Below are 23,456 nucleotides of genomic sequence, written 5' to 3'. Positions count from 1 at the left end.
ATGCGGATGACAGTGATTGGCACGGGATACCTGGGCGCAACCCATGCTGCATGCATGGCTGAGCTGGGCCATGAGGTACTCGGCGTTGATGTTGATGAGGCAAAGATTGCTTCACTTAAAGATGGCAAAGTGCCGTTCTTTGAGCCAGGTTTGCCAGAGGTATTGGAACGCAATATCGCCAATGGTCGTCTCGGCTTTTCCACGGAATATGCCGATGCTGCGAGCTTTGCGCAGGTGCACTTTTTAGGTGTGGGCACCCCGCAGCAAAAGGGTTCTTTTGCAGCAGACCTCACTTATGTACGTCAGGTAATTGAAAATCTGGTGCCTTTGCTTGAGGGCAAACACATCATCTTTGGTAAATCCACTGTCCCCGTAGGTACTGCCGCGCAGTTGCAGGAACTGGCAGATTCCCTGGCCAAGCCGGGTACCGAGGTAGAAATCGCGTGGAACCCTGAGTTTTTGCGCGAGGGATATGCAGTTAAGGACACCATCACCCCTGATCGCATTGTGGTCGGTGTGCGTGCTGGCTCCCAGGCTGCAGAGGTAGCACGGGAAGTTTATGCCACTGCAATTGCTGCGGATACGCCATTTTTGGTCACCGATCTTGCCACCGCGGAATTGGTCAAGGTATCTGCCAATGCTTTCTTGGCCACCAAAATTTCCTTTATTAACGCTGTTGCGGAGATCTGCGAGCAAACCGGTGCAGACGTCGTCAGCCTGGCTGATGCCATCGGTTATGATGACCGCATTGGCCGCAAGTTTTTGGGCGCTGGCCTGGGCTTTGGTGGCGGATGTCTGCCAAAGGATATCCGTGCATTTATGGCGCGTGCCGGCGAGCTCGGCGCAGATCAGGCGCTGACCTTCCTGCGCGAGGTTGACTCCATCAATATGCGTCGCCGTGATCGCGTGGTGCAATTGTCAAAGGAGATCTGTGGCGGATCGCTGTTGGGCAAGCGCGTGACGGTGCTGGGTGCTGCATTTAAGCCTAATTCTGATGATGTGCGCGATTCCCCAGCGCTCTCAGTAGCTGGCTCTTTGTCCCTGCAGGGTGCTGCGGTTTCAGTTTATGATCCTCAGGCCATGGACAATGCGCGCCGGGTATTCCCAACGTTGGGCTACGCCGCAAATACCCAAGAGGCGCTTGCCGACGCCCACCTGGTCGTTTTGGCAACGGAGTGGCAGGAGTTCCGCGATCTCGATCCGGTAGCCGCGGCGGGAATCGTCGACAAGCCCGTTATTATTGACGGCCGCAACGTTCTTGACGTTGCCAAGTGGCAGGGCGCGGGCTGGGAAGTCCACGCGCTGGGCCGCAACCTTTAATGGCGGTGAACTAGGCGGGGCTTGCCATCGCTCGGCGGGTGGGGTTCATCGCCGGGCACGGTCCACGCTGCAATCAGCGTGGTAATCGGGACTGCCAAGGTCAAGGTAAGCGCGCCGACGCCGGAACGCAGTAGCTCACCGGCCATAACATCGCTGGTAAGCGTCTGTAAAAGTGGGCGCTCAGCCAGCGAGAGCAACAGGAGCAGTGGCAGCGCAGCGCCGGTATAACCCAGCACCAGGGTGTAAATCATAGAAGAAATATGATCGCGGCCAACTGTCATGGCGCCGGTGAAAAGTCGCCATGGGGTGGCGTCTTCATCAATTTCTGCCAACTCATTAATGGTGGAGGCTTGCGAGATTGTGACATCGTTAAGCACGCCCAGGGTGCCGATAATAAAAGATGCCAAAAGTAGCCCAGAGATAGAGACCTCGGGCAGATAATTAATGATCTTTAGGTGGTTTTCATCGCCCAGGCCACGCAGATTAGTGCTGTTAATACTGAGCCAGGACAACACCGCGGAGAGCACCAGCGCCACCAAAGTGCCAGCTAGTGCTGCTGCAGATTTCCAATTAAGTCCGTGCACAATCGGCACCACAATAATCAAAATGGCAGCGCCACAGGTTAGTGCCAACCACATGGCATCATGTCCGCTGGCTAGGCCTGGGAGTAGGAAAGCAGCAACAATTCCCAAAGTGAGCACCAGTCCAAAGAGCGCACGCACACCGCGCCAGGCAGCAAAGGCTCCCATGGCCACGATGAGAATGAGCCCCCACACCATAAGCGAAGTTCCGCGCTGATAATCAGCGAAGGTAAACATGGTGGAGCCATCTACCGCAGGGGTTTGGACCAGGCGGATCTTATCGCCAACTTCAAATACCGGTTCACCAGGTTGGCCATAGGTGACCAATTGGGTTTTCATACCGGCGCTATCACCTGAGGTGATGTCAACCAGTGCGCGGATACAGTCCACGGTGCCGGTATCGAGCGGCACACTAGGGCTATCGCTAAACGCCCTGCCGGTGTCGGGGGAATTGCACGCCGCGCCGTCGACAAGCGTAATTGTGCCGTCTACCTGCTCATAGTTACCCGAGAATGTTTGAGCAAAGTCTTCGGAAATAACTACTTCATCGGCATCGGGCCACAGCACAAAAAGGCCGACGGCGGTGGCAATGACGGAAGAAATTAAAAAGGTCAACAACCCAATACGCCACGGTGAGCGTTGAGTTGTTGACTCGGATACTGCGTGTTTTGCCACTGTATCTCCTGGGTTGGGCAGGCACTAGAACATAGTGAAGCCTAACCCAGGAGTGGGATATTTTTCATCCCTACTGCTTGTAACTTGATAGGAAGTTACCAAGACGGTCGATAGCGTTTTCCAATTGGGAAGCCCATGGCAAGGTGACCACGCGGAAGTGGTCTGGATGTGGCCAGTTAAAACCGGTGCCCTGCACCATGAGAATCTTCTCAGCGCGCAGCAGATCAAGCATCAACTGGGTGTCATCGTGAATTTCATAGACATTGGGATCCAGCTTGGGGAAGGCATAAAGCGCACCCATTGGCTTAACGCAGCTGACACCTGGAATCTCATTGAGCTTTTCCCAGGTCACATTGCGCTGCTCCAGGAGGCGGCCATGCTCGCCGGTGAGGTCATAGATGGACTGGCGTCCACCCAAAGCCACCTGAATCGCATGCTGCGCAGGCACATTGGGGCAGAGGCGAGTACCGGCCAAGAGCTCCAAGCCCTCGATGAAGCCACGAGCATATTGCTTAGGTCCGGTAATGACCATCCAGCCAGCACGGTAACCGGCCACACGATAAGCCTTGGAGAGGCCGTTATAGGTGATGCAGAGCAGGTCAGGGGCGAGAGTTGCCAGGCTGATGTGCTCGGCACCATCGTAGAGAATGCGGTCATAGATCTCATCAGCCAGGATCAATAGATCATGCTCGCGGGCGATAGCTACGATCTCCTCCAAAACCCGGCGCGGATATACCGCACCAGTTGGGTTATTGGGGTTGATCACCACAATGGCCTTGGTCTTGTCGGTGATCTTGGATCGGATGTCCTCGATAGAAGGATTCCAATCATCTTCCTCATCACAGAGGTAGTGCACAGGCTTGCCACCAGCAAGGGAAGTTGCTGCGGTCCACAATGGATAGTCCGGTGCTGGGATTAGCACTTCATCACCATCATTGAGGAGAGCCTGCGTGGTCATGCTGATTAGCTCAGAAACACCATTGCCCAAGAAGACATCATCAACATCAAAGTGGGGGAATCCGGGCACCACTTCATAGCGGGTTACCACTGCGCGCCGGGCTGGAATAATGCCCTTTGAGGTGGAATAACCCTGGGAAAGCGGGAGGTTGGCAATCATGTCGCGCATGATCACATCGGGGGCATCAAAGCCGAAGATTGCGGGGTTGCCGGTGTTGAGCTTGAGGATATTATGTCCATCAAGTTCCATGCGTTCCGCCTCCGCGGCCACCGGGCCACGGATCTCGTACAACACGTCCTTCATCTTCTCCGACTGATCGAAGATGCGACGGCGAGGCCGTCGAGTGGGACGCGCCGCCTGATCCGCGCCCACAGCCTTGGTGGCGGTGTCGGTGGTCTTAGAGGTTTTGCGCTTGTCTGTAGTCACTCGGTCAATGTTGCCACTTTGTATGCCAAGTTGGAAGTAAAACACGAGGATTGCACCCAAATGAGGCCTAAATTCACCACAGGGGTGTCCAGCTGGCCTCGTAGCTGCTCCCAAATTCACCACGCATGCAGGCATTTTTTGTGACCCACAACATAGGGCTTGCTTTTTTTCTTGCGAGTCATACATAATGATGTCAATAGCTTTCACCGACGTGGTCCTAGAATGAGCTCGGCCACTGAAGCGCAGAGCTTGAGGATTGTAACCCGCAAGGGGCAAGACCTGAAACGTAGATGATTTTTATCGTCTGTTGTTTCGGGTCTTTTGTCGTTTCTGGGGTCCTGCGATCCACCCGTAGCAAAGAATTCTCAACATGTAGGTGTACTTGTTCAGAAAGGACAAGAAAATGGCAACAAAAACTGACTTCGGGCCTTTGACCTCAAGTGTTGCAGAAGCCATCGGTGGGCCAGAAAATGTGCGCAGCGTGACTCACTGCGCCACTCGTTTGCGCTTTAAGGTAAAGGACACGGAAAAAGCCGACCTTAAGAAGGCTAGCGAAATCCCCGGCGTTATTACCGCAATCGCAGCCGGTGGCCAGCAGCAAGTTGTGGTGGGCAATGACGTTCCCCTCGCTTATGCAGCTTTGATGGATGCACCAGGCATGCGCTCCAAGGGCATCAAAGATGGCAATGCAGGTCCTGAGGAAGCCGAAGATGATGGACCAAAGGAAAAGAAAAACCTCTTTAACCAGTTTATTGACCTAATCTCTGCACTGTTCTCCCCGATTGTGTGGGCTTTGGCTGGCATTGGTTTGGGCAAGGCAGGTCTAACTCTTGCCACGACCGTTGGCCTTTTGGAGACCACCTCTACTAGCTACGTTGTCTTTAATGGCATGTTTGATGGTCTCTTCTACTTCCTGCCTTTCTTCTTGGCAGTAACTGCAGCTCAGAAATTCCGAGTTAATCAGTTCATTGCTATGGCAATCGTGGCAGCACTACTGCACCCCACGTTGACTGCACTGGTTGGACAAGAAGGACTTACCTTCATTGGTTTGCCACTGAATATGATGTCTTATTCTTCCTCGGTTATCCCTGTGGTTGTGGCTGTCTGGTTGGCGGGCTACCTGCAGCGTTGGTTGGAGAAGGTACTTCCAGGTGCAATCCGTAACTTCTTCACCCACTTGTAGTACTGCTGATTATGGTGCCTTTGGTGCTGTTCACCGTCGGCCCTGTCACCCTCGGTTTGTCCAACGCGGTATCTTCCGGAATCACCTTCCTCTTTGAAACCGTGCCTTGGCTTGCAGGCGCTATTTTGGGTGCCTTCTGGCAGGTATTTGTGCTCTTTGGTCTGCACTGGGGCTTGGTTCCAGTCATGATCAATGACATCGCTACCCAAGGCTTCTCCTACATGATGGCTCCTTTGATGGCAGCAATTTTCGGCCAGGTTGGCGCAGCGGCAGCAGTTTGGGTGCGCACCAAGAATCCTGAGCGTCGTAAGGTTGCGGGCCCCGGTATCCTCTCCGGATTCCTCGCTGGTGTTACTGAGCCCATCATCTACGGCGTGAACCTGCCTCTGAAATACCCCTTCTACGCAGGTATTATTGCCGGCGGTATTGGTGGCGCCATCATCGCAGTCGGTGGCAACGCCTTTGATGCCTTTGTATTCCCATCCGTGATGGCATTTGCGGCTACCTTGAACGTTGGTAGCTTTGTGGCGCAGCTGATTGGCTCCTCCGTTGCTCTCGTCCTGGCCTTCATCCTGACCATTGTTTTTGCTAGTCGGGCAGAAAAGAAGGAACAAGAGCAAAAAGACGTCGAAAAGCTTGTCGACGCGGCCCCCAGGTTGCCCCTAACGCCGCACCCGAGGTCGCTGCTGCCATTAGTGGCACCTACGTGCCACTCAACGAGATTGATGACAAGGTATTTTCTTCCGGCGCTATGGGTGCAGGCTTTGGTATCCGCCCAGCAAATGGTGAAATTGTGGCTCCGGTCGCCGGCAAAGTAATTGCAGTGCAAAAAACTGGACATGCTTATGGCATCCGCGGTGATAATGGCATTGAGATCTTGGTGCACGTTGGTATCGACACCGTCAAAATGGGCGGCGAGGGCTTTGAGATTCTGGTTGCTCGCGGTGACCATGTTGAGGCTGGTCAGGTGCTGGGTCGTGTTGACCTGGCAGCTGTGGAAAAAGCTGGTTTTGATAACACCACTGCTGTGATCGTGACCAATTCTCGTAAGCTGGAGAATCTACAAATTGTCAAAACTGCAGGTGAGCTCGCTGCGGGTGATGTGGTGATGCGTCTAGATAGTTAAGTTCTCAAACCGCTCGGCACGCTAAAGAATATAGAAAGAGAGTTTTTATCATGACTGCATTCTCACAAGGTTTTCTCTGGGGTGGCGCTACCGCTGCCAACCAAATCGAAGGCGCCTATAACGAAGGCGGCAAGGGCCTATCTATTCAAGATGTGATGCCAAAACGGTGTGACAACTCCTCCTACGGAAGCTCCCACTGAGGACAACCTCAAGCTCAAGGGCATTGATTTTTACCACACCTACGCTGAAGACATCGCACTTTTTGCAGAGATGGGCTTTAAGACCTTCCGTTTCTCCATCGCATGGTCCCGCATTTTCCCACGTGGTGATGAGCAAGAACCAAATGAAGAAGGCCTCGCTTTCTACGACCGGGTGCTTGATGAACTAGAAAAGCACGGCATCGAGCCTTTGGTAACTCTCAGCCACTATGAAACTCCGCTGGCTCTTGCGCGTGAATACGGTGGTTGGCGAAACCGCGAACTCATCGATTTTTATGCCCGTTATGCGCGCACTGTCTTCACCCGTTATAAAGGTCGCGTGCGTTATTGGTTGACCTTCAATGAAATCAATGCAGTGCTGCACCAGCCATTTTTGGCCGGTGGCATTGAGGTTCCGCGCGAAGAGCTTTCTGAATCCGAGCTCTACCAGGCAGTGCACCATGAGATGGTGGCCAGTGCCTTGGCAACCAAAATTGCCCACGAGGTGGATCCAGAGATCAAGGTGGGCTGCATGATCCTTGCTATTCCGCGATATGGAATTAACCCTGATCCTCGTAACCAGCGTGTTGCGCAAGAACGTTCCCAATTTGATTACGCTTTTGGTGATATCCACGTGCGTGGCTACTACCCAGGCTATTTGCTGCGTCACTTCCGTGAGCATGGCATCACCCTGAACATCACCGATGAAGATCGCGAAATCCTCAAGAACACCGTGGATTTTGTATCCTTCTCCTACTACATGTCCGTCTGTGAAGCATTTGATCCGGAGAACTACACCACCGGTGGCGGCAACCTAATCGGCGGAATTGTTAACCCCACCTTGGAAGCATCAGAGTGGGGTTGGCAGATTGACCCTGTAGGTTTGCGCATTATCCTCAACGAGTTCTGGGATCGCTGGCAAAAACCACTATTCATTGTGGAAAATGGTTTGGGCGCCAAGGATGTGCTGGAAAATGACACTGTGGAAGATGGTTACCGAATCCAGTATCTCAATGATCACCTAGTGCAGGTGGGAGAAGCTATTGAAGATGGCGTAGAGGTTCTTGGTTTCACTTCTTGGGGTCCAATCGACTTGGTATCTGCCTCAACTGCGCAGATGTCCAAGCGTTATGGTTTCATCTATGTTGATCGTAACGATGACGGCAGTGGTTCCCTCAAACGCTATAAGAAGAAGTCATTTGATTGGTACCGTCAGGTTATCGCCAGCAATGGTGCCTCACTTGAGGCTTAGTTTTTAAGATCACGAAAGGGCAGTGCTAGCTCGGTGAAAATCCTCAGAGTACTAAATAATAATGTGGTGCTTGCCAGCAAGGATGACACCGAGGTGGTGCTGACTGGCTGGGGTATCGGCTTCCAAAAGAAGCCCGGCCAAGATGTTGACCGGGAAAAAATCACGCAGGTTTTTGTTCCGGAAAACAACCGCGATGCGGACCATATGGCCACCCTGCTCGCCGAAGTCCCCCTGGACTATTTGGACCTGTCTACCGAGCTTATTGCCTCAGTTTCTGCTGATCTTGACGCTCCAGTAGGCAGTGCCACCATCGTGGCCTTGGCAGACCACCTGCAAATGGCAGTAAAACGCAATGAGTTAGAACCAGAACTCAGCGCGCAGCCTAATCCTTTGCAGGAAGAAGTCCACCATCTATATCCCACGGAAACTAAGCTGGCTGCTCAGATTCTGGAACGCACCAACCAATGGTTGGCTGCCCGTAATGTGGCTAGCCTTCCGGAATCTGAATCCGTAGCGATTTCATTACACCTGGTAAATGCTCGTTTTCGGAATGAAGACCTGGCTGAGACCTATGTGATGACTGGGGTGTTTAGCCAGCTTTTTGATGTAATTGATTTAGCCTTTGGCATTACCTTGGATCGAAACTCGGTTAACGCCGCGCGCTTTATTACCCATATGCGCTACTTCTTTGTGCGGGTAAAAATAATGCGCAGCTTAATGACGGAATGTCAGTGCTGCGCACCAGCCTGGAAGCCTCACATCCTGCATCAATTTTATGTGCAGAACGTTTGTCCCAAGTCTTGGAACTTCGTTTAGGCAAAGAGCTTTCAACCGATGAGCAAACATACCTTGCCCTGCATGTTGCCCGTTTAGCTGAAGATAAAGGTGTTGCCTAGCTCCTAGGAACCCTAGCTTTTGAGTGCTGCCAATCCTAGATCGGAGTCTTTGCTGAGGTGCGCACCAAAAGCGGGCTGGCCAGGCTCGAGGATACGACCATTGGCCAAGGCTCCAATATTGATGGGGTCAAAGCCAAAGTGCTCAATAAGCTGTGCGACGATTTCGCCAGCAGCCTCATCATCAGTGGCATAAGCAATGGCACGACCGGTGTTCGCATCTTCTTCTAGCTCGTGATAGCCAATGTGGTTGAGGCTTTTCACCATGCGCGCGCCGGGGAAATAATCCGCAATGATTTCGGTAGAGCTGCGGGGATCAGCGGTGAGTTCGTCCATTTCACCATTTACCGGTACCCAGTGATTCATGGTGTCAATGACAATCTTTCCCTCCGTGCCGGTGGGATCAATGCTGCGGTATTTGTGCAGGGGGACTGCCAAAATAACAATATCGGCACCGTCTACTGCGTCTTTTGCAGTGCTGGGCTGAGCTCCTGGCATGAGGATTTCTGCGGTAAGTGCAATTTTTTCCACAGCTCCGGAACCTGCAATATGCACTTGATAACCAGCAGCTACGGCAGCACGAGCAATGGAAGAACCTACTTTTCCAGCACCTAGGATGGCAATGGTAGGAAGCGCATTAGACATAAGTTTAAAGACCTGATTTCACTGTGATGGGGGCAAGGGAAGCTAAAACTAAAAGCTATGAACTTTTCTATCTTCCATCAACAAGGCTATAGCTCTAAATATTTCCGAATTATCTAGCGCTGCTTCCAGGGCTTTGTAGAAATAACATTTTCCGCAGCATCGAGAGCTTTGGTTTTCAGGGCGTGGCTGCGCTCGCGACGTTGGGCCTTTAACTCCAAATTGCGCAGTTTATCTTCTTTACGCAGAGCCGCGATACGACGGCGCTCAATTTGGCGGGGAGTGGGGGCATACCACTTGGCGGGTCCTACCTTCATGACATAAAGCAGGATAAATACGATGGGGATAATTGCTAGCAAGACCGGCGCAAAAACTGTTGATTGCGCCAAGATAGCAGTACCAGTAATTGCCACTACGGTGCTTAATCCCAAAATGCCAGCGCGTGGTCGGGCACCTTGGCGGTGTAGCTCAGCAACCTCTGCAGCGGTATAGGTTTTTTCGGGTAGTCCAACCACACCACCGCTGTTGTGGGGGAGATCAAAGAAGATGTCATTGAGGTCGCCACGAGTTGTGGCTTCAGCAACGGCTGCACAGCGTTCATCGGTTTCCTCCATAGCTAGTCTGCCCTCGGCATAAAACTGGCCAAGTGCAGCTAATGCAGTGGAGCGTTCATTATCGCTTACTCGAATATCTTTATCGCCTGGAAAGTGTGCACCCATAGTGACCACCTTAGCTGTGTGAAAAGTACATGAGTATCCGGGCTTTCCCCCAATTCTCAAAGTAGCTATCAGGGTGAAGCATTCTCATTAATTCCAAATCCCAGAGCTGCCACGTCGGTGGCTTCCCAAAAGGTGCGTATCTACCATCCCAATAGCCTCCATCAGGGCAAACATCGTGGTGGGACCAACAAAGCTAAAGCCTTCTTTTTTAAGGGACTTGGACAGTGCCAAAGACTCTGCAGATTGGGTAGGGATCTCTGCAAGGGTTTGTGGTCGGGGAGTGGATGAGGGCTGAAAACTCCACACCAGATCTACCAGTCCGGCTTTTTCGCGCAAGCGCTTTGTGGCTTTAGCATTATTAATGGTGGCAAGAATCTTCCGACGGTTGCGCACAATGCCTGAATCATTAAGTAGCTTGGCTGTTTCTTCTTCGCCAAACTCAGCTACTTTATCGGGGTCAAAGTGTGAAAATGCAGCGCGGAAATTCTCACGTTTGCGCAAAATTATGGACCAAGACAAACCCGATTGAAATGCTTCCAGGCTGATTCTTTCAAAAAGGCCCTGTTTATCTCTAATGGGCATACCCCACTCGCGGTCATAGTAATCCTGCAAAAGAGGATCACTAGCAGCCCAGATAGGACGGCTAAGTCCATCAGGGCCGATGATGAGATCGTTATTCACGGGTATTTCTTTGAATGTCTTAGTTGAGAAGCCTGCTTAGCCAAACTCCAAGGCAGATCGAGCTGAGATTGCTAGTGGCAGTGATATCACATTAAGGGGTTTCGTCGAAAAGCGTCGAAAAGCTTTTTAGGGCGCACGCGCCCGCCCATTAAACTAAAAACATGATCCCTGTTCTGCTTGATTGTGACACCGGCATTGATGATGCCCTCGCGCTGGTTTACCTGGCTGCGCTCCATAAGTTGGGCACTATTAAATTAGTTGGGGTTAGCACCACCGCGGGAAATGTTGATGTCGCACAAACGGCGCTTAATACCCAGTGGGTTTTAGAACAGTGTGATCTCAAGGAAATCCCGGTTGTGGCAGGTCAAGCGGTTCCCCTCGAGGTGCCATTGGTAACCACCCCTGAAACGCACGGGCAGCACGGCTTGGGATATATCACTGGATATATCACTCCAGAACTTCATACGCAGATCCCGGCAGCTTCTTGGCAAGAGCTCTGGCATGAAGCTATCAATACCTATCCTGACCTGCGTTTAATCGTTACCGGGCCAGCCACCAACTTGGCGACCTTTGGCCCCGTCTCGCGCACCACACTGATGGGCGGTGCGTATCTTTATCCGGGAAACACCACTCCCACCGCAGAATGGAATTCTTGGGTGGATCCACATGCTGCAAAACAAGCTTTTGCCCAGGCCACAGACCCTATTAAGGTATGTTCTCTGGGTGTCACGGAGCAGTTCACAATAAATCCAACAAGCCTTAATGCTGTGATTGCAGCACTTGGCAGGACTCCAATCGCACAGTATTTGCCGGAGATTTTGCGTTTTTATTTTGAGTTCCACGAGGCGCAGGGCGAGGGCTATCTGGCGCAGATCCATGATCTGCTCACCTGCATGATCGCTTTGGAGCAAATTCCCTTCACTGCGCGCGAGCTAACCATTGATGTGGAAGCGGAGTCTGAGTTGCTGCGTGGCACCACAATTGCTGATATCCGCGGCCACTGGGGCCGGCCTGCCAACGCCAATCTGGTCCAGACCGCAGATATTGCGGCGGCTCATGCCGAATTGCTGCGCACCTTGCACGCAGCCACCAACCTTTAAAACGTGCTTGTCGACGCCACCCTCCACCAATGCCCTCAAGGTGGCGGGGGTTGCCACTAGACGTTTTTTAGCCAGCGTCGGTTATACTTTTCAATCGTTCCAATCCCTACACGAGGTGACATAGTGCAGGGCTCTTGCGCGTACCCTAAACCCACCCCACTACTAGAGGGAATTTGGCATGTCACGAACCCAACGCTCATTGGTCGCCCTGGGTGGCCTTATTATTGCTGCAACTTGGTTGTACCTCGTTCTTGTTCGCCCCACCGACTGGGAATCAGTAGGTGGATCTACCGAGGCAATTATTACCTTGGTGGGTTATGTGGGCGGTACCCTCGCACTGCTTGCTGGCGTTTTGCCTACTTTGCCAGCGCGTACCATCGCCATCATTCCAGTGGCGCTGATTCTAAATATTTTGCTTGGCCAGGTCACCGGTTCCATCGGTATTCCCCTCTATCTTGATGCCGTGGGCACTGTGCTGGTTGCTGCTCTTGCTGGCCCGAGTGCAGGTTTGGCCACTGGTGCTTTGAGCTCTGTGGTGTGGGCGCTATTTAACCCGCTTGCCTTGCCTTTTGCTGCTGGTTCTGCGCTAACTGGTTGGTTGGCTGGTATCGCTATCCGCAAGGGTGCTTTCAAAAACATCTTCTTGGCAATTGTTTCTGGTGCCGTCATCGGTTTGATTACTGGTGCTGTGGCAGCGCCGGTGGCGGCCTTTGTTTATGGTGGTACCGCCGGTGTTGGTACTGGCGCATTGGTGAGCCTCTTCCGTGAAATGGGCAATTCCTTGCTTGCCTCTGTCACCTGGCAGTCCTTTATCTCTGATCCTTTGGATAAGGCGATTGTGATGCTGGTTGTTTTTGTGGTGGTGAAGTCCTTGCCACAGCGCACCAAGAGGGCTCTTGCTCCGGAAGCGCAGACACAGGCTTAAATTAAGTGAACCCGCTGACGTGGATTGTAGGGGCGACAAGCATGTGGATTATCGTGCTTGGCGTGAATCAACTATGGCTTAGTGCTGCCATCGCAATTTGTGCCCAAGTAGTGGGCATAGTGCGCGTTCGTAATATTTCAGTGCTGGCCAATACTGTTGTGCTATCCGTTCCTGTCTTTTTATCCATGGTGCTGGTTCATGTTCCTTTTGGTCAGGGCGGGTGGCACTTGGCACTGGCCTTGACCTTGCGTTTTACTGCGCTTATGTCGGTCTTTTTGGTGGCAGCAACTGCCATTACGGTGCCTGAGCTCGTAAAAGCCTTATACCGCTGGCCACGTTTTGCCTATGTGGTGGGCTCAGCCGTGCAGATGTTGCCGCAGGGCAGGGAAGCGTTGGCTTCAGTAAGGGATGCCAATAAGCTGCGCGGTAGAAATACCCGTGGACCAGTGCGTTCCTTAAAATATATTGGATTGCCCCTAATTACCCGTTTGCTTAATGCGGGCGCCAGTCGCGCAATTCCCCTGGAGGTTGCGGGCCTGGACCGCAAAGGACCTCGTACCTTATTGGTCGACGTGCGGGAGGGGCGCGTCGAAAAGCTCTTAAGGTGGCTATTTCCGCTGTTGGCGATAGGAGTGGTCTGGTGGCTATAACCCAATTTATTGGCGCTTCGGGCGCGGGGCTGAGCCGTACTCTGGAGCAGCTTTATCGCAGCACGCCCGGCGCGGTGATGCTGACCGCCGATCCGCGCGCCCACATCACTTATCTGCGCGCAACCGTTGCGGAGGAGCTGGTTTTTGGGCTAGAGCAGCGCGGGATAACGGTGGAAAAAATGCGGGTTGAGCTGGACAGCATGGCCCGCGCGCTGGACCTGGAAGGGCTGCTAGATCGCAGCCCCACTGAGTTATCCGGCGGGCAAACCAGGCGGTTGGCAATCGGCACCGTGGCCATTTTGGGCACCCCAACGATGCTTCTCGACGAACCCTTCGCCGGTCTTGATTCCGCCTCACGGGAACTTTTGTGCCAGTTGCTGCGCGATTATGACGGCGATGTGGTGGTGGCAGGGCACCGCGATTATCTCAGAGGAGTACCCACTACTTTTTTGGGTGAGCCCCAGGTCTTGGAACTGCCTGCTTATGTGAATCGGCAGCCCGGATACCGCGAGTTTCGTGGGATCATTGGACACCGCGGGCAGGATAAACGCCGCTGGTGGCAGTTCCGTGAACCAGCCCCACAATTTTCTATTGGGCCGCGTGATTTTGCGGTGCCAGTGGGTGGCGTGCTGTGGATGCAGGGTGCAAATGGTGCGGGAAAGTCCACGCTTTTGCGTGCCATGGCCGATGAACCAGGTGTGTCATTGATGCTGCAAAACCCACATGACCAGGTTATTGATGCCACTGTGGCGGATATGGTGCCGGGAAGTAGTGACAACACCCACCCTTTGGATCTTTCACAAAAAGACCTGCGGCTGGTGCAATGCGATAGCGCATTAAGCACCCAGCCGCAGGTGTTATTAGCTGATGAACCTGATGTGGGACTTGATGTTATTGGCCGTAGCCAGCTGCATCAAAAATTTGCCGATTACCTTGGCCATGGTGGCGCATTGGTGCTCAGCTGCCACGATGAGCAGTTTGTGCAGGAAGTACGCAGTTATGCCACCGTGGAAAGCGTAGATATTAGCGAGCAGTAACCTGACCAAAAAGCTTGGCAATTGGTGCGATAATAACTGGTCGAATAGCAAAGAAACCGGCGATAATCACAATGAGCGATGCCACAAACCAGCCGAAACCTACCCAGTTTTCGACATCCTGGCCGGCATACATGTGGTTGAGATTGCGTAGCGCTCCGGTAGCCAGGACCAAGAACACGTGGATGCAGATAAAGACCACGTAGTAGACCATCACTGGTAGGTGGATGGCGCGGGCAAAGCCAATGGGCAGAATCTTGTTGAGCGCAGCATTGTTTTTAGGCCAGTAGCTGGACATTCTCCAGCCGGAAATAATAGACAGCGGTGCAGCAATAAATACAGTAAGGAAGTAGGTAAGTTCCTGCAGGCTGTTATAACTTGCCCAGCTTCTTTCCGTAGGCCAATCCAGGGAAAGATACTGCAGGCCAGCGCTCAGTGCATTGGGGAAGACTTCCCAGCTGGTGGGCACAATACGCATCCATTGACCGGTGGCAAAGAGCATGATGAAGAAGACAGCACCATTGATGATCCACAGCAGATCAAGGGATAGGTGAGTCCACAAGGTCAGGGAAATCTTCTTGCCACCCTTTTTAGGAGTCCAATATCCCTTAGGCCTGCGGGTTTGGTTGATTTGGATACCAGTTCTGATGATCAAGATCATGAAGAACATGTTGAGGAAGTGCTGCCAGCTCAACCATGCAGGGAAACCTTCTTCCAAGGAACTTGGCTTTTCATACTCTCCCGGATAGGTGGTGATGAAGTCCTGCATGGTGTCGGTACCCAAAAGCAACCTGGTTAGACCCACGACAATTGCCGCCAGAATGACAATTCCGACTAGGCCTGCGCCCAGAGTGAGGATCCACTGCTTGCGGGTAATTGGGCGTGCCAGGCGGATTCGCAAAGGTACATCTTTTTTGGCATTGCCGGAGTGATCAGTGCGTTGGCGTTTTTCCGCATCAGGAATATTGGGAGCGCTCTTGGTTGCTGGTGTCGCAGCGGGAGCAACTGCACCCGGTACTGGAACCGCGCCCGGAGCCACTGCGCCAGGGGCTACTGCACCCGGGGCTGGGACTGCCATACCGGGAGCTGCTGCACCGGGGACCGGAATCGCCGCGCCAGGTGCAGCAGCTCCAGGAGCTGGGATAGCCGAACCTGGGGCCACTGCACCCGGTGCCGGTACTGCAGTGCCAGGTGCAGGGATGGCAGAACCAGGGGTTGGGATGCTCGCGCCGGGAACAGGGATCGCCGCGCCAGGCGCCACAGCTCCAGGAGCTGGGATAACAGAACCAGGGACGGCTGCACCCGGAATAGGCACACTCGTACCAGGTGCGGGGAATGCAGAACCGGGTGCTGGAATAGCTGCCCCGGGAGTTGGAATGCTGGAACCCGGCGCTGGGACAGATGTATTTGGAACAGCTGCGCCAGGAGCAGGAATTGCAGCTCCAGGTGCTGGAATCGCACCTCCTGGAGCAGGCGGAGTGTTGGCAATCTTATTTTCAGGCGCAGTGCCGTCCATATGAGGTGTTGTCCCTTACTGCATCTTGGATCGGGGTCTGGAGGGAGTCGCTAGAATGACTGAAAATGCAAACTCCATGTGGATATTTAGGGTAATGCCCAGGGGCTAAAAATCCACATTAAACAAGGTTTTGTTTCACTGGACATAACTTCTATAGACAGTTCAGTCTAATTTGATTGAACTCCTTAGTCCATAAAACGGTGTACTTTGATGCTTAAACCACAAAATTAAGGAAAAAGATGACGCTTTTCGACGACACCCGCCAACTCCTGCAGGAACTTATCCAAAACGCTTGCGTTAACGATCTCACCCCAGATTCAGGACAAGAGATTCGAAATGCCGAAACCTTAGAACGATTTTTTGCTGGCACCCCCAATGTGGAAATAACAAAATTAGAGCCACGCCCAGGTCGCACCTCAATTATCGTCACGGTGCCAGGTTCTGATCCCGCTGCGGAACCACTTACCCTGCTGGGACATACCGATGTGGTCACTGTAGATCGCCCCAAGTGGACCAAGGATCCTTTTGCTGCCGAGATTTCGGATGGAAAAATCTGGGGACGAGGATCCGTCGATATGCTCTTTATTACAGCAACGCAAGCAGCCGTCACCCGTGAAGTCGCCCGCACCGGGGGACTGCGTGGCACCCTTACTTTTGTCGGTGTTGCTGATGAGGAAGCGCGAGGTGGGCTCGGTGCCAAATGGCTAATGGAAGAGCATCCTCACCTCTTTAGCTGGAAAAACTGCCTCTCTGAATCTGGTGGATCGCATCTGCATGCCACCGATGGCAGTGATTCCGTGGTGATTACCGTGGGTGAAAAGGGCGCTGCCCAACGTCGTCTGCATGTTAACGGTGATGCCGGACATGGTTCCATTCCCTTTGACCGGGATAGCGCAATCGTTAAGATTGCCGAGGTAGCGCGCCGTATTGATGCTGCTGAGATTGCTGTAGCCAAGGACGATATTTGGCAAGGTTTGGTGCAGGCACACCGCTTTGATCCCGCTACGGAAAAGGCACTTTTGGAAGGCACTGACCCAGCAGCCTATGCAGAATTTGGTGAGCTTTCCCGCATTGCTCATGCTATTTCCCACCTCACAATCGCACAGACTGTGGTTCGTGCAGGTCAAGCCATTAATGTTTTGCCATCACACGCCTATTTGGAATTAGATATCCGCACCTTGCCAGGCCAAAGCAATGACTATGTTGATGAGGTGTTGCGCACTGCGTTGGGCGATTTAGCTGCAGAGGTGGAAATTGAGCACCTGATTTCCGAGGAAGCGACTTTAAGCCCCACTGATTTCCCGCTTTATCAGACCCTAACTTCCGTTTTGGGTGACTTCTTCCCAGACAGCCCCGTGGTGCCGGTGATTTCTACCGGAGGTTCGGATCTACGCTTTGCCCGCAAGCAGGGAGGAGTGGGTTATGGTTTTGCCGTCCACGCACCTGAGCGCACCTTGGCTTATGCCATGGGGCAATTGCATTCCCATGATGAGGCCTTGCACCTGGAAGATTTAGAACTCACTGTGCAAGGATATGAGGCTGTGGTGAAGCAGTTCCTTTCCTAGGAAGGTTAAACACTGCCTGGATTGCCACCACTATTGCAACAACGCCAGCTAGTAGTGGCATTCCGCCGAGAGTAATGAGGGGACCTGCCAGGATTCCACCACTGGCACCGGCCAGGTTCATCACTAAATCGCTGCGCCCCTGTGCAAAGGTCCGTGCTGGGGCGGAGGTTTCGTCGATAAGCAACGCAGAGGAAGAAACAAGCGCGGAATTCCAGCCCAAGCCCAGCAAAATCATTGAGGTGACGACTGACCACTGCGGATCGGGCCAGCAGATCATAAAGAGGGCTGCTGCGCCGAGCATTCCCAGGCCTAAAAAGATGCCAAAACGGCGGCCGATTTTATCGCTAAGCAGGCCAAAGACCGGCGATAATGCATACATTCCTGCTACGTGCAGGCTGATGGTGAAGCCAATGATGCTCAGGCTTAGTCCTAGATGATCCATGTGTACTGCTGCCATGGACATCAGCCCCACCATGGAGAAATGAGCAACCGCAACTGTGGAAATCGCCCGGCGCGCGCCGGCCGTCAGCTTCTTAACTATTAGCTGGGTGGTGTTGGTACCTGCAGGTTTAAGGCCTTTGGGCAGCGTGAACCGCCACACGCCAATGGCAACCAATTGTCCGAAAAGGCAGAGCAGATAAGCGCCCGCGTGCTGCTCTAGACCTAGCCACTCGCTAAAGCGTGCGCTGGGAGTAAAAAGATTTGGCCCCGCAATAGCGCCGATAGTGGTTGACCACACCACTAGGGATAAATCGCGACCTCTGGATTCCTCACTAGCAACATCGGTGGCCGCAAATCGCGCCTGCAAATTAACGGCACTCATGGCGCCCAAGAACAAAAAGCCCAGCAAAATAACCGGGGAAATCCCAAACTGAGCACCCAACATGGCTGCCAGCGCACCAAGACAACCCAGCAGCATTCCCGTGGTCAGCGAGGTGCGACGATCATATTTTTGCACCATTCGTGCTAAAGGAATGGAAAATAGTGCTGCACCAATGGTGGTAAAGGTAGCTGCCGAACCACCCCAGGCAGCACCGGCTAAATGTGCAGCCAACAAACTGCCCATGGACAGCGTGACACCATTGGAAGCTCCCACCATAATCTGGGCAATGATCAGGCCACTGAGAACCTTAGAGCGCTGTGGATGCACGGCAATTGTCATGGATTTAGGGTAATTCATGCATCTATACTGGGAGCTATGTTTTTAACAAAGGTGGCCTTGGTGGATAGCCCCGATAGCCTCGCGGGATATTTATCAGAGCTATCGGTGGTGCACTCTTTGTTTCAAAAACCGCTGGAGTTTAAAACCCCCATTACGGTAATCACCGGGGATAATGGGGTGGGTAAATCCACATTGGTGGAAGCCCTAGCAGTGGGGATGCGCATTAATCCCGCCGGCGGATCCAGACACGCCAACTTTGGGCGCAGCGAGGATATTGTTTCTGAATTACATAAATCACTGAAGTTAACGCGCCGGGCAAACCCCAAAGATGCCTACTTCTTCAGGGGTGAAACCTTTTATAACCTGGCTTCCTATCATGGTGGACTGGCGGGAGATCCGCTGTCGGATCTTTTACAGATGAGCCACGGGGAATCCATAATGGCGCTGGTGGAACGCCGGCTGCGCAGGCCTGGACTGATTATTTTAGATGAGCCAGAAGCCGGTTTATCGCAGCTGCGCCAATTGGAATTTATGGGAAATCTAGTGCACCTGGCAGCAGCAGGATCGCAGATTATTGTAGCCACACATTCGCCGATTCTTTTGGCTACCCCAGGAGCAGACATTATTGAGGTCACGGATGCAGGGCTGCGCCGGGTGTCTTTTGAGGACACTGAGGCGGTGCAGGCTGCCCGGGAATTTCTCAATGATCCCCGCGGCACCGCAGCTTTCCTGGTAGAGGACACCCAATGAGCCTTTATATTAAGGACATCGTGGCTCTGGAGAGCCCAATTGGGGAGGCTGCCCTGTGGACTGTGCAGGTCCCAGCTTTTAAAGCTTTGCAGCGCTCGCAGATTTTTGATTTCAGGCACCCCGTCACCTTAATCACTGGGGAAAATGGAGTGGGTAAATCCACGCTTTTGGAAGCTATTGCGGTGAATGCTGGCTTTAGAGTCCACGGTGGACCCTTTGATGGCAGCTTTAATAGTTTTGAAAATCCCCTGCGTAACGTGGCAAAAGCGCACTTCGGTCCACAACCTATGGCGGGATATTTCTTAAGGGCGGAATCCTACTTTAATGTTGCAGCTACCTATGGGGCAGAAGCCCCGGGCTGGGTGAACCTGCATGAGATGTCTCATGGAGAATCGGTGATGCACATTGTCCAGCAGGGCTTTGTGGGACCTGGGCTGTACTTATTGGATGAGCCGGAATCAGGTTTGTCTTTTATCCGTCAAATGACATTGTTGGCGCAATTACATGACATTGCTGCAGGTGGCTCGCAAATCATTATGGTGACCCATTCGCCAGTGCTTTTAGCTATTCCCGGTGCCGAAATTTGGGATTTTAGTGCCGATGGACAAATGCGCCGCGGGGTGGAATTGGAGGAAACCATTGCGTTTCGGGCATTGCGTGATTTTATGGCTGATCCGGTAGAGATCGCCGACTATATGGTTGAGGTAACTCGACCGGAGTAATTTTGAGTGCTTAGGGCACTATCAATAGGGGAGAGCATGGATCATCCAAAAACTGCCAAAGAATTCCTCACTGCACGTTATGGCAAGGAACAGCAGTGGCAACCGGATAAGTGGAATGACACTTTAGAGGTGATTTATAGGCATCGATCGGTACGCCGTTGGTTGGATAAACCAATTTCCACAGATACGATTCGCACCATTGTGGCAGCTGCGCAATCGGCACCCAGCTCCTCTAATAAGCAATATATTTCTGTGGTTGCCGTCCGAGATCCTGCGCTTAAAGATGAAATCGCCAAGGTAGCGCGCCAAATGTTTCCGCATATTCGGGAAGCTGGGGTGGTGTTGGTGTGGTGCATTGATATCACTCGCGCCAAGTTCTTGGCGGCAGCAGATGATGCTAAAACTGGTGCCTTTGATTATCTTGATGAGGCTGCCATCGGATTTATGGATGCCGGAATTGCCTCCCAAACAGCGGCTTTAGCAGCAGAATCAATGGGCCTTGGCACTGTTCATATTGGAGCGGTGCGCAATGATGCGGCACGGATGCAGGAGATCCTGAACCTCCCCGAGACTGTCGTTCCGGTGATCGGCTTGTCCCTCGGCCACCCGGACCCCAGCGAACCAGCAGGCATTAAACCACGCCTGCCCCAAGAGCTGGTGCTGTCATGGGACAGCTATCAGGCACCCACCCAGGAGCTTTTCGACGACTACAACCAGGCTTTGGACCATTATTTCTCGCGTTATGGCCAGCACCAATTATGGACCAAACAATTAGTGGCACGATTAGCTGCCAAAGCCACGGAAAAAACCAACCGTCAGTTCTTGCGGAAAGTAATGGAAAAAGCTGGCTTTGGCTTGCGTTAAGTGCTCTTTAACCTTGGCCCTCGGCTAAAGCTACGAGCCGCTCCAAATCGGCTTGGACTGCTTGGCAATCGGCAGCAAAGTTTTCCTCGCTGTCACCACCTTGACGAACGGTGAAAATCAGCTCGGAACCTAAGAAGTGGGGGACTACGCGAAAAGGATTTAAGACTTCTTGGCCATCGGGGAGAACCACAATATGGTCAAGAATTCCGAGGTCATTGCGGGGTGTAAAAGTTGTGAGAACTTGTCCCATCGGGGAGTCAAGTTCCACGCGGTTTTCGTCGATAAGCCTGAGGTTGCCGGCTGCTAAGCCGGACGCCCAGGTGGGAAGCTGCGGGAGGTCGCGGGCGAGATCATAAATTGTTTGGACATCGGCGCTGCTGAGCACGCTAATATGACGGGAATCTGAGGTTTCCATGCTGCCGAGGGTAGTGAAATTGACTACCTTGGGGGAGGAAAATTCACGATCCCCAAGCCAAAGGAACCCCCATGCAGGCAGATCTCACTCCTTATCGTCAATTTAATGGCAACGCCAAAGAAGCCATGGAATTTTATCAGCAGGTTTTTGGCGGTGAACTCCAGTTAATGCCATTTAGTACCATGCATTCTGAGGAAGAAGTAGGCGGCGAGGGTGATAAAATTATGCACTCTGAGCTGCGCATTGATGGCAAGAAATTCCTATTTGGCTCCGATATTCCTTCTTTTATGCAGCGCATGAAGGGCGAAGACACTCCGCTGTCCATCACCGGTGGCACCGAGCTGGAAGAAGAAATCCGCGGCTATTGGGAGCAGCTTGCTGAGGGTGGCAACATCACCATGCCTTTGGAAACTGCTCCTTGGGGCGCAATTTATGGTGCCTTGGAGGACCGATTTGGTACCCACTGGATGTTCAATATTGGTGGCTAAGCGCTGGGTTTAAATTCCAGCTTAAATAACAAAAAGTGGGCACTGTCCTTTGGATACGACGGTTCCCACTTTTATGCTGTTTTAGTTTTTCTTAAACAGCTTTTTAGACGATGGCTGGAGCTTCGCGAGCCTGGCGAACCATCTCTTCCCAGTCCACAATCTTCTTGCGCTCGCGGCCTTCGGCCTCACCAAGTGCACGTTCTGCGGCATCCAGCTTGTACCAACCCTGCCAGGTGGTGAAAGGAATGCTGCGGGAATCCAGCAGCTCAATGATGGCGTTTTCATCGCTGTGCTTTGGTGCTTCCAAAGCCCCAGCTGCAGCATCGGCGATGAGCATATCGGTGGTTTCCTTGGCATCGGACTTGGTATTACCGATTAGACCGATCGGTCCACGCTTAATCCAGCCGGTGGCATAAAGGCCAGGAACCTTTTCCGCATTTGGTGCGGTGAGGACGTGTCCGCCATCGTTTGGAATGACGTGGCGCTTATCGTCGAAAGGTACACCTGCAATGGCATCGGACTTATAACCAACTGCGCGGTAGACGGCCTGAACTGGCCAATCCTTAAATTCGCCGGTGCCGGTGACGCCGCCGTTGCCATCAAGTGCGGTGCGCTCGGTGCGCAGGCCAACAACCTTGCCGTCCTTCTGCAAAACCTCAACTGGGCTTTCAAAAAGGTGGATCTGCAGGGTGTGTGGAGCTTGCTTTGGCTCGCGGATGGCGTACTGCTCGAGGATCTGGCAGACCAAGTCCTGGGACTTGGATGCGCGGCGTGCTTCCTCGGAGGCAGCGTCATAATCGATATCTTCTGGATCAACAACCACATTGATGGTGGAAGAATGATCAAGTTCTTTAAGTTCCTGTGGGGTGAACTTCACCTGGGCTGGGCCACGACGACCGAAAACATGCACCTCAGTGGCCTTGTTTTCCTTCAGGGACTCATAAACATTGTCTGGAATTTCGGTGACTTTAAGTTCATCGCCGGTCTTTGCCAAGATACGAGCCACGTCAAGGCCCACATTTCCGACGCCGATGACGGCAACGGATTCAGCGGAGAGATCCCAAGAGCGCTCAAAACGTGGGTTGCCGTCGTAGAATCCAACAAATTCACCAGCGCCATAGGAGCCTTCGGCCTCGATGCCAGGAATGTTGAGATCGCGGTCAGCTACTGCGCCGGTGGAGAACACAATTGCGTCATAGTATTCGCGGAGTTCTTCAACGGTGATATCGCGGCCGACGGTGATATTGCCCAGCAGGCGCAAACGTGGCTTGTCCAGCACATTGTGCAGGGACTTCACAATGCCCTTGATACGTGGGTGATCGGGTGCAACACCGTAGCGGATGAGGCCGAAAGGTGCTGGCATCTGCTCGAAGAGGTCAACAAAGATCTCGTGCTCTTCATTGCGGATGAGGAGGTCAGATGCGTAGATTCCGGCGGGGCCGGCGCCGATTACGGCAACGCGCAGGGGAGTGGTCATCTGCTTTTACCTTTCGTTCCCAAAATGTGGGGCTGTGATGTGGGGTGGGTCTTTAAAACCTCGGGGCGAGGACTTTTTAGAAGGGCCTGTCTAGCGAAATAGACCATCTTGTAGACCGCTTGGTCTGTAAAGCTA

The 23,456-nt window shown here is 52.9% G+C and carries 22 protein-coding genes and 2 pseudogenes; 15 read left to right on the top strand and 9 right to left on the bottom strand.

Annotation, left to right across the window (positions count from 1 at the left end):
* On the top strand, positions 1 to 1,320 hold the full coding sequence (locus tag H924_RS12065; protein ID WP_029702983.1) for a UDP-glucose dehydrogenase family protein: 1,320 nt from the start codon (positions 1 to 3) through the stop codon (positions 1,318 to 1,320).
* Here H924_RS12065 and H924_RS12060 read toward each other — a convergent pair.
* Positions 1,317 to 2,576: a YibE/F family protein gene (locus tag H924_RS12060; protein WP_015652239.1), complete on the bottom strand. Its 1,260-nt coding sequence runs from the start codon at positions 2,574 to 2,576 to the stop codon at positions 1,317 to 1,319. The two genes, H924_RS12065 and H924_RS12060, sit on opposite strands and share 4 nt — an antisense overlap.
* Positions 2,577 to 2,646: 70 nt before the next feature.
* Positions 2,647 to 3,960, bottom strand: coding sequence for a pyridoxal phosphate-dependent aminotransferase (locus H924_RS12055; RefSeq protein ID WP_015652238.1), 1,314 nt, complete (start codon positions 3,958 to 3,960; stop codon positions 2,647 to 2,649).
* A gap of 403 nt (positions 3,961 to 4,363) precedes the next feature.
* On the opposite strand from H924_RS12055, the pseudogene H924_RS12050 reads away from it, so the two are divergent.
* From H924_RS12050 to H924_RS14625, 5 genes and pseudogenes are all read left to right on the top strand, one after another.
* A pseudogene (locus H924_RS12050) lies at positions 4,364 to 5,961 on the top strand (PTS transporter subunit EIIC).
* A complete protein-coding gene (locus tag H924_RS14630) occupies positions 5,850 to 6,269 on the top strand; it encodes a PTS sugar transporter subunit IIA (RefSeq protein ID WP_245533874.1) in 420 nt (139 codons plus the stop codon). The pseudogene H924_RS12050 and the gene H924_RS14630 overlap by 112 nt, the downstream one beginning before the upstream one ends.
* A gap of 50 nt (positions 6,270 to 6,319) precedes the next feature.
* Positions 6,320 to 7,718: pseudogene (locus H924_RS12045) on the top strand (glycoside hydrolase family 1 protein).
* Between the two features lie 33 nt (positions 7,719 to 7,751).
* Positions 7,752 to 8,534, top strand: a complete 783-nt coding sequence (locus H924_RS12040) for a CAT RNA binding domain-containing protein (protein ID WP_015652236.1) — start codon at positions 7,752 to 7,754, stop codon at positions 8,532 to 8,534.
* A complete protein-coding gene (locus H924_RS14625; protein ID WP_245533873.1) occupies positions 8,507 to 8,614 on the top strand; it encodes a hypothetical protein in 108 nt (35 codons plus the stop codon). Before H924_RS12040 ends, H924_RS14625 begins: the two co-directional genes overlap by 28 nt.
* 12 nt (positions 8,615 to 8,626) lie before the next feature.
* Here the strand turns inward: H924_RS14625 and H924_RS12035 are convergent, their stop codons facing one another.
* From H924_RS12035 to H924_RS12025, 3 genes are all read right to left on the bottom strand, one after another.
* Positions 8,627 to 9,256, bottom strand: coding sequence for an NADPH-dependent F420 reductase (locus H924_RS12035; RefSeq protein ID WP_015652235.1), 630 nt, complete (start codon positions 9,254 to 9,256; stop codon positions 8,627 to 8,629).
* Between the two features lie 113 nt (positions 9,257 to 9,369).
* Positions 9,370 to 9,972, bottom strand: a complete 603-nt coding sequence (locus H924_RS12030; RefSeq protein WP_015652234.1) for a DUF1707 SHOCT-like domain-containing protein — start codon at positions 9,970 to 9,972, stop codon at positions 9,370 to 9,372.
* Positions 9,973 to 10,059: 87 nt separating this feature from the next.
* Positions 10,060 to 10,653 (bottom strand): DNA-3-methyladenine glycosylase I, encoded by a 594-nt coding sequence (locus tag H924_RS12025; protein WP_015652233.1) that lies wholly within the window; start codon positions 10,651 to 10,653, stop codon positions 10,060 to 10,062.
* 161 nt (positions 10,654 to 10,814) lie between these two features.
* Here H924_RS12025 and H924_RS12020 point away from each other — a divergent pair, with 161 nt between their 5' ends.
* The 4 genes from H924_RS12020 to H924_RS12005 all read left to right on the top strand — a co-directional run bounded on the left by H924_RS12020 (position 10,815) and on the right by H924_RS12005 (position 14,365).
* A complete protein-coding gene (locus tag H924_RS12020; protein WP_015652232.1) occupies positions 10,815 to 11,753 on the top strand; it encodes a nucleoside hydrolase in 939 nt (312 codons plus the stop codon).
* A gap of 178 nt (positions 11,754 to 11,931) precedes the next feature.
* Positions 11,932 to 12,678 (top strand): hypothetical protein, encoded by a 747-nt coding sequence (locus H924_RS12015; protein WP_015652231.1) that lies wholly within the window; start codon positions 11,932 to 11,934, stop codon positions 12,676 to 12,678.
* 5 nt (positions 12,679 to 12,683) lie between these two features.
* Positions 12,684 to 13,328, top strand: a complete 645-nt coding sequence (locus H924_RS12010; RefSeq protein ID WP_029702988.1) for an energy-coupling factor transporter transmembrane component T family protein — start codon at positions 12,684 to 12,686, stop codon at positions 13,326 to 13,328.
* Complete coding sequence (locus H924_RS12005; protein WP_015652229.1) at positions 13,319 to 14,365, top strand: ATP-binding cassette domain-containing protein; 1,047 nt, start codon at positions 13,319 to 13,321, stop codon at positions 14,363 to 14,365. Before H924_RS12010 ends, H924_RS12005 begins: the two co-directional genes overlap by 10 nt.
* Here H924_RS12005 and H924_RS14395 read toward each other — a convergent pair.
* Positions 14,352 to 15,878, bottom strand: a complete 1,527-nt coding sequence (locus tag H924_RS14395; RefSeq protein WP_015652228.1) for a cytochrome b/b6 domain-containing protein — start codon at positions 15,876 to 15,878, stop codon at positions 14,352 to 14,354. The genes H924_RS12005 and H924_RS14395 overlap by 14 nt on opposite strands.
* 239 nt (positions 15,879 to 16,117) lie before the next feature.
* On the opposite strand from H924_RS14395, the gene H924_RS11995 reads away from it, so the two are divergent.
* Positions 16,118 to 17,443: a M20/M25/M40 family metallo-hydrolase gene (locus tag H924_RS11995; protein ID WP_015652227.1), complete on the top strand. Its 1,326-nt coding sequence runs from the start codon at positions 16,118 to 16,120 to the stop codon at positions 17,441 to 17,443.
* Here the strand turns inward: H924_RS11995 and H924_RS11990 are convergent.
* Positions 17,397 to 18,623 carry an MFS transporter gene (locus H924_RS11990; protein ID WP_042392772.1) on the bottom strand — a complete coding sequence of 409 codons (1,227 nt, stop codon included), beginning with the start codon at positions 18,621 to 18,623 and terminating at the stop codon, positions 17,397 to 17,399. The genes H924_RS11995 and H924_RS11990 overlap by 47 nt on opposite strands.
* A gap of 18 nt (positions 18,624 to 18,641) precedes the next feature.
* Here H924_RS11990 and H924_RS11985 point away from each other — a divergent pair, with 18 nt between their 5' ends.
* Genes H924_RS11985 through H924_RS11975 form a run of 3 tightly spaced genes read left to right on the top strand, consistent with a single transcriptional unit; the run spans position 18,642 to position 20,941 of the window.
* Positions 18,642 to 19,355: an AAA family ATPase gene (locus tag H924_RS11985; protein WP_015652225.1), complete on the top strand. Its 714-nt coding sequence runs from the start codon at positions 18,642 to 18,644 to the stop codon at positions 19,353 to 19,355.
* On the top strand, positions 19,352 to 20,077 hold the full coding sequence (locus H924_RS11980) for an AAA family ATPase (protein ID WP_015652224.1): 726 nt from the start codon (positions 19,352 to 19,354) through the stop codon (positions 20,075 to 20,077). Before H924_RS11985 ends, H924_RS11980 begins: the two co-directional genes overlap by 4 nt.
* 36 nt (positions 20,078 to 20,113) lie before the next feature.
* Positions 20,114 to 20,941 carry a nitroreductase family protein gene (locus H924_RS11975; protein ID WP_015652223.1) on the top strand — a complete coding sequence of 276 codons (828 nt, stop codon included), beginning with the start codon at positions 20,114 to 20,116 and terminating at the stop codon, positions 20,939 to 20,941.
* Between the two features lie 7 nt (positions 20,942 to 20,948).
* On the opposite strand, the gene H924_RS11970 is transcribed toward H924_RS11975, so the two are convergent.
* Complete coding sequence (locus H924_RS11970) at positions 20,949 to 21,356, bottom strand: hypothetical protein (protein WP_015652222.1); 408 nt, start codon at positions 21,354 to 21,356, stop codon at positions 20,949 to 20,951.
* Positions 21,357 to 21,427: 71 nt separating this feature from the next.
* On the opposite strand from H924_RS11970, the gene H924_RS11965 reads away from it, so the two are divergent.
* On the top strand, positions 21,428 to 21,844 hold the full coding sequence (locus tag H924_RS11965; RefSeq protein ID WP_015652221.1) for a VOC family protein: 417 nt from the start codon (positions 21,428 to 21,430) through the stop codon (positions 21,842 to 21,844).
* Positions 21,845 to 21,947: 103 nt separating this feature from the next.
* On the opposite strand, the gene H924_RS11960 is transcribed toward H924_RS11965, so the two are convergent.
* Positions 21,948 to 23,321 (bottom strand): FAD-dependent oxidoreductase, encoded by a 1,374-nt coding sequence (locus H924_RS11960; protein ID WP_015652220.1) that lies wholly within the window; start codon positions 23,319 to 23,321, stop codon positions 21,948 to 21,950.
* Positions 23,322 to 23,456 lie beyond the last annotated feature (135 nt).

This window comes from Corynebacterium callunae DSM 20147 (assembly GCF_000344785.1).
GTDB classification, from domain to species: domain Bacteria; phylum Actinomycetota; class Actinomycetes; order Mycobacteriales; family Mycobacteriaceae; genus Corynebacterium; species Corynebacterium callunae.
The sequence above is the reverse complement of the archived record's forward strand: the minus strand, read 5'-3'. Positions and strand labels throughout refer to the sequence as shown.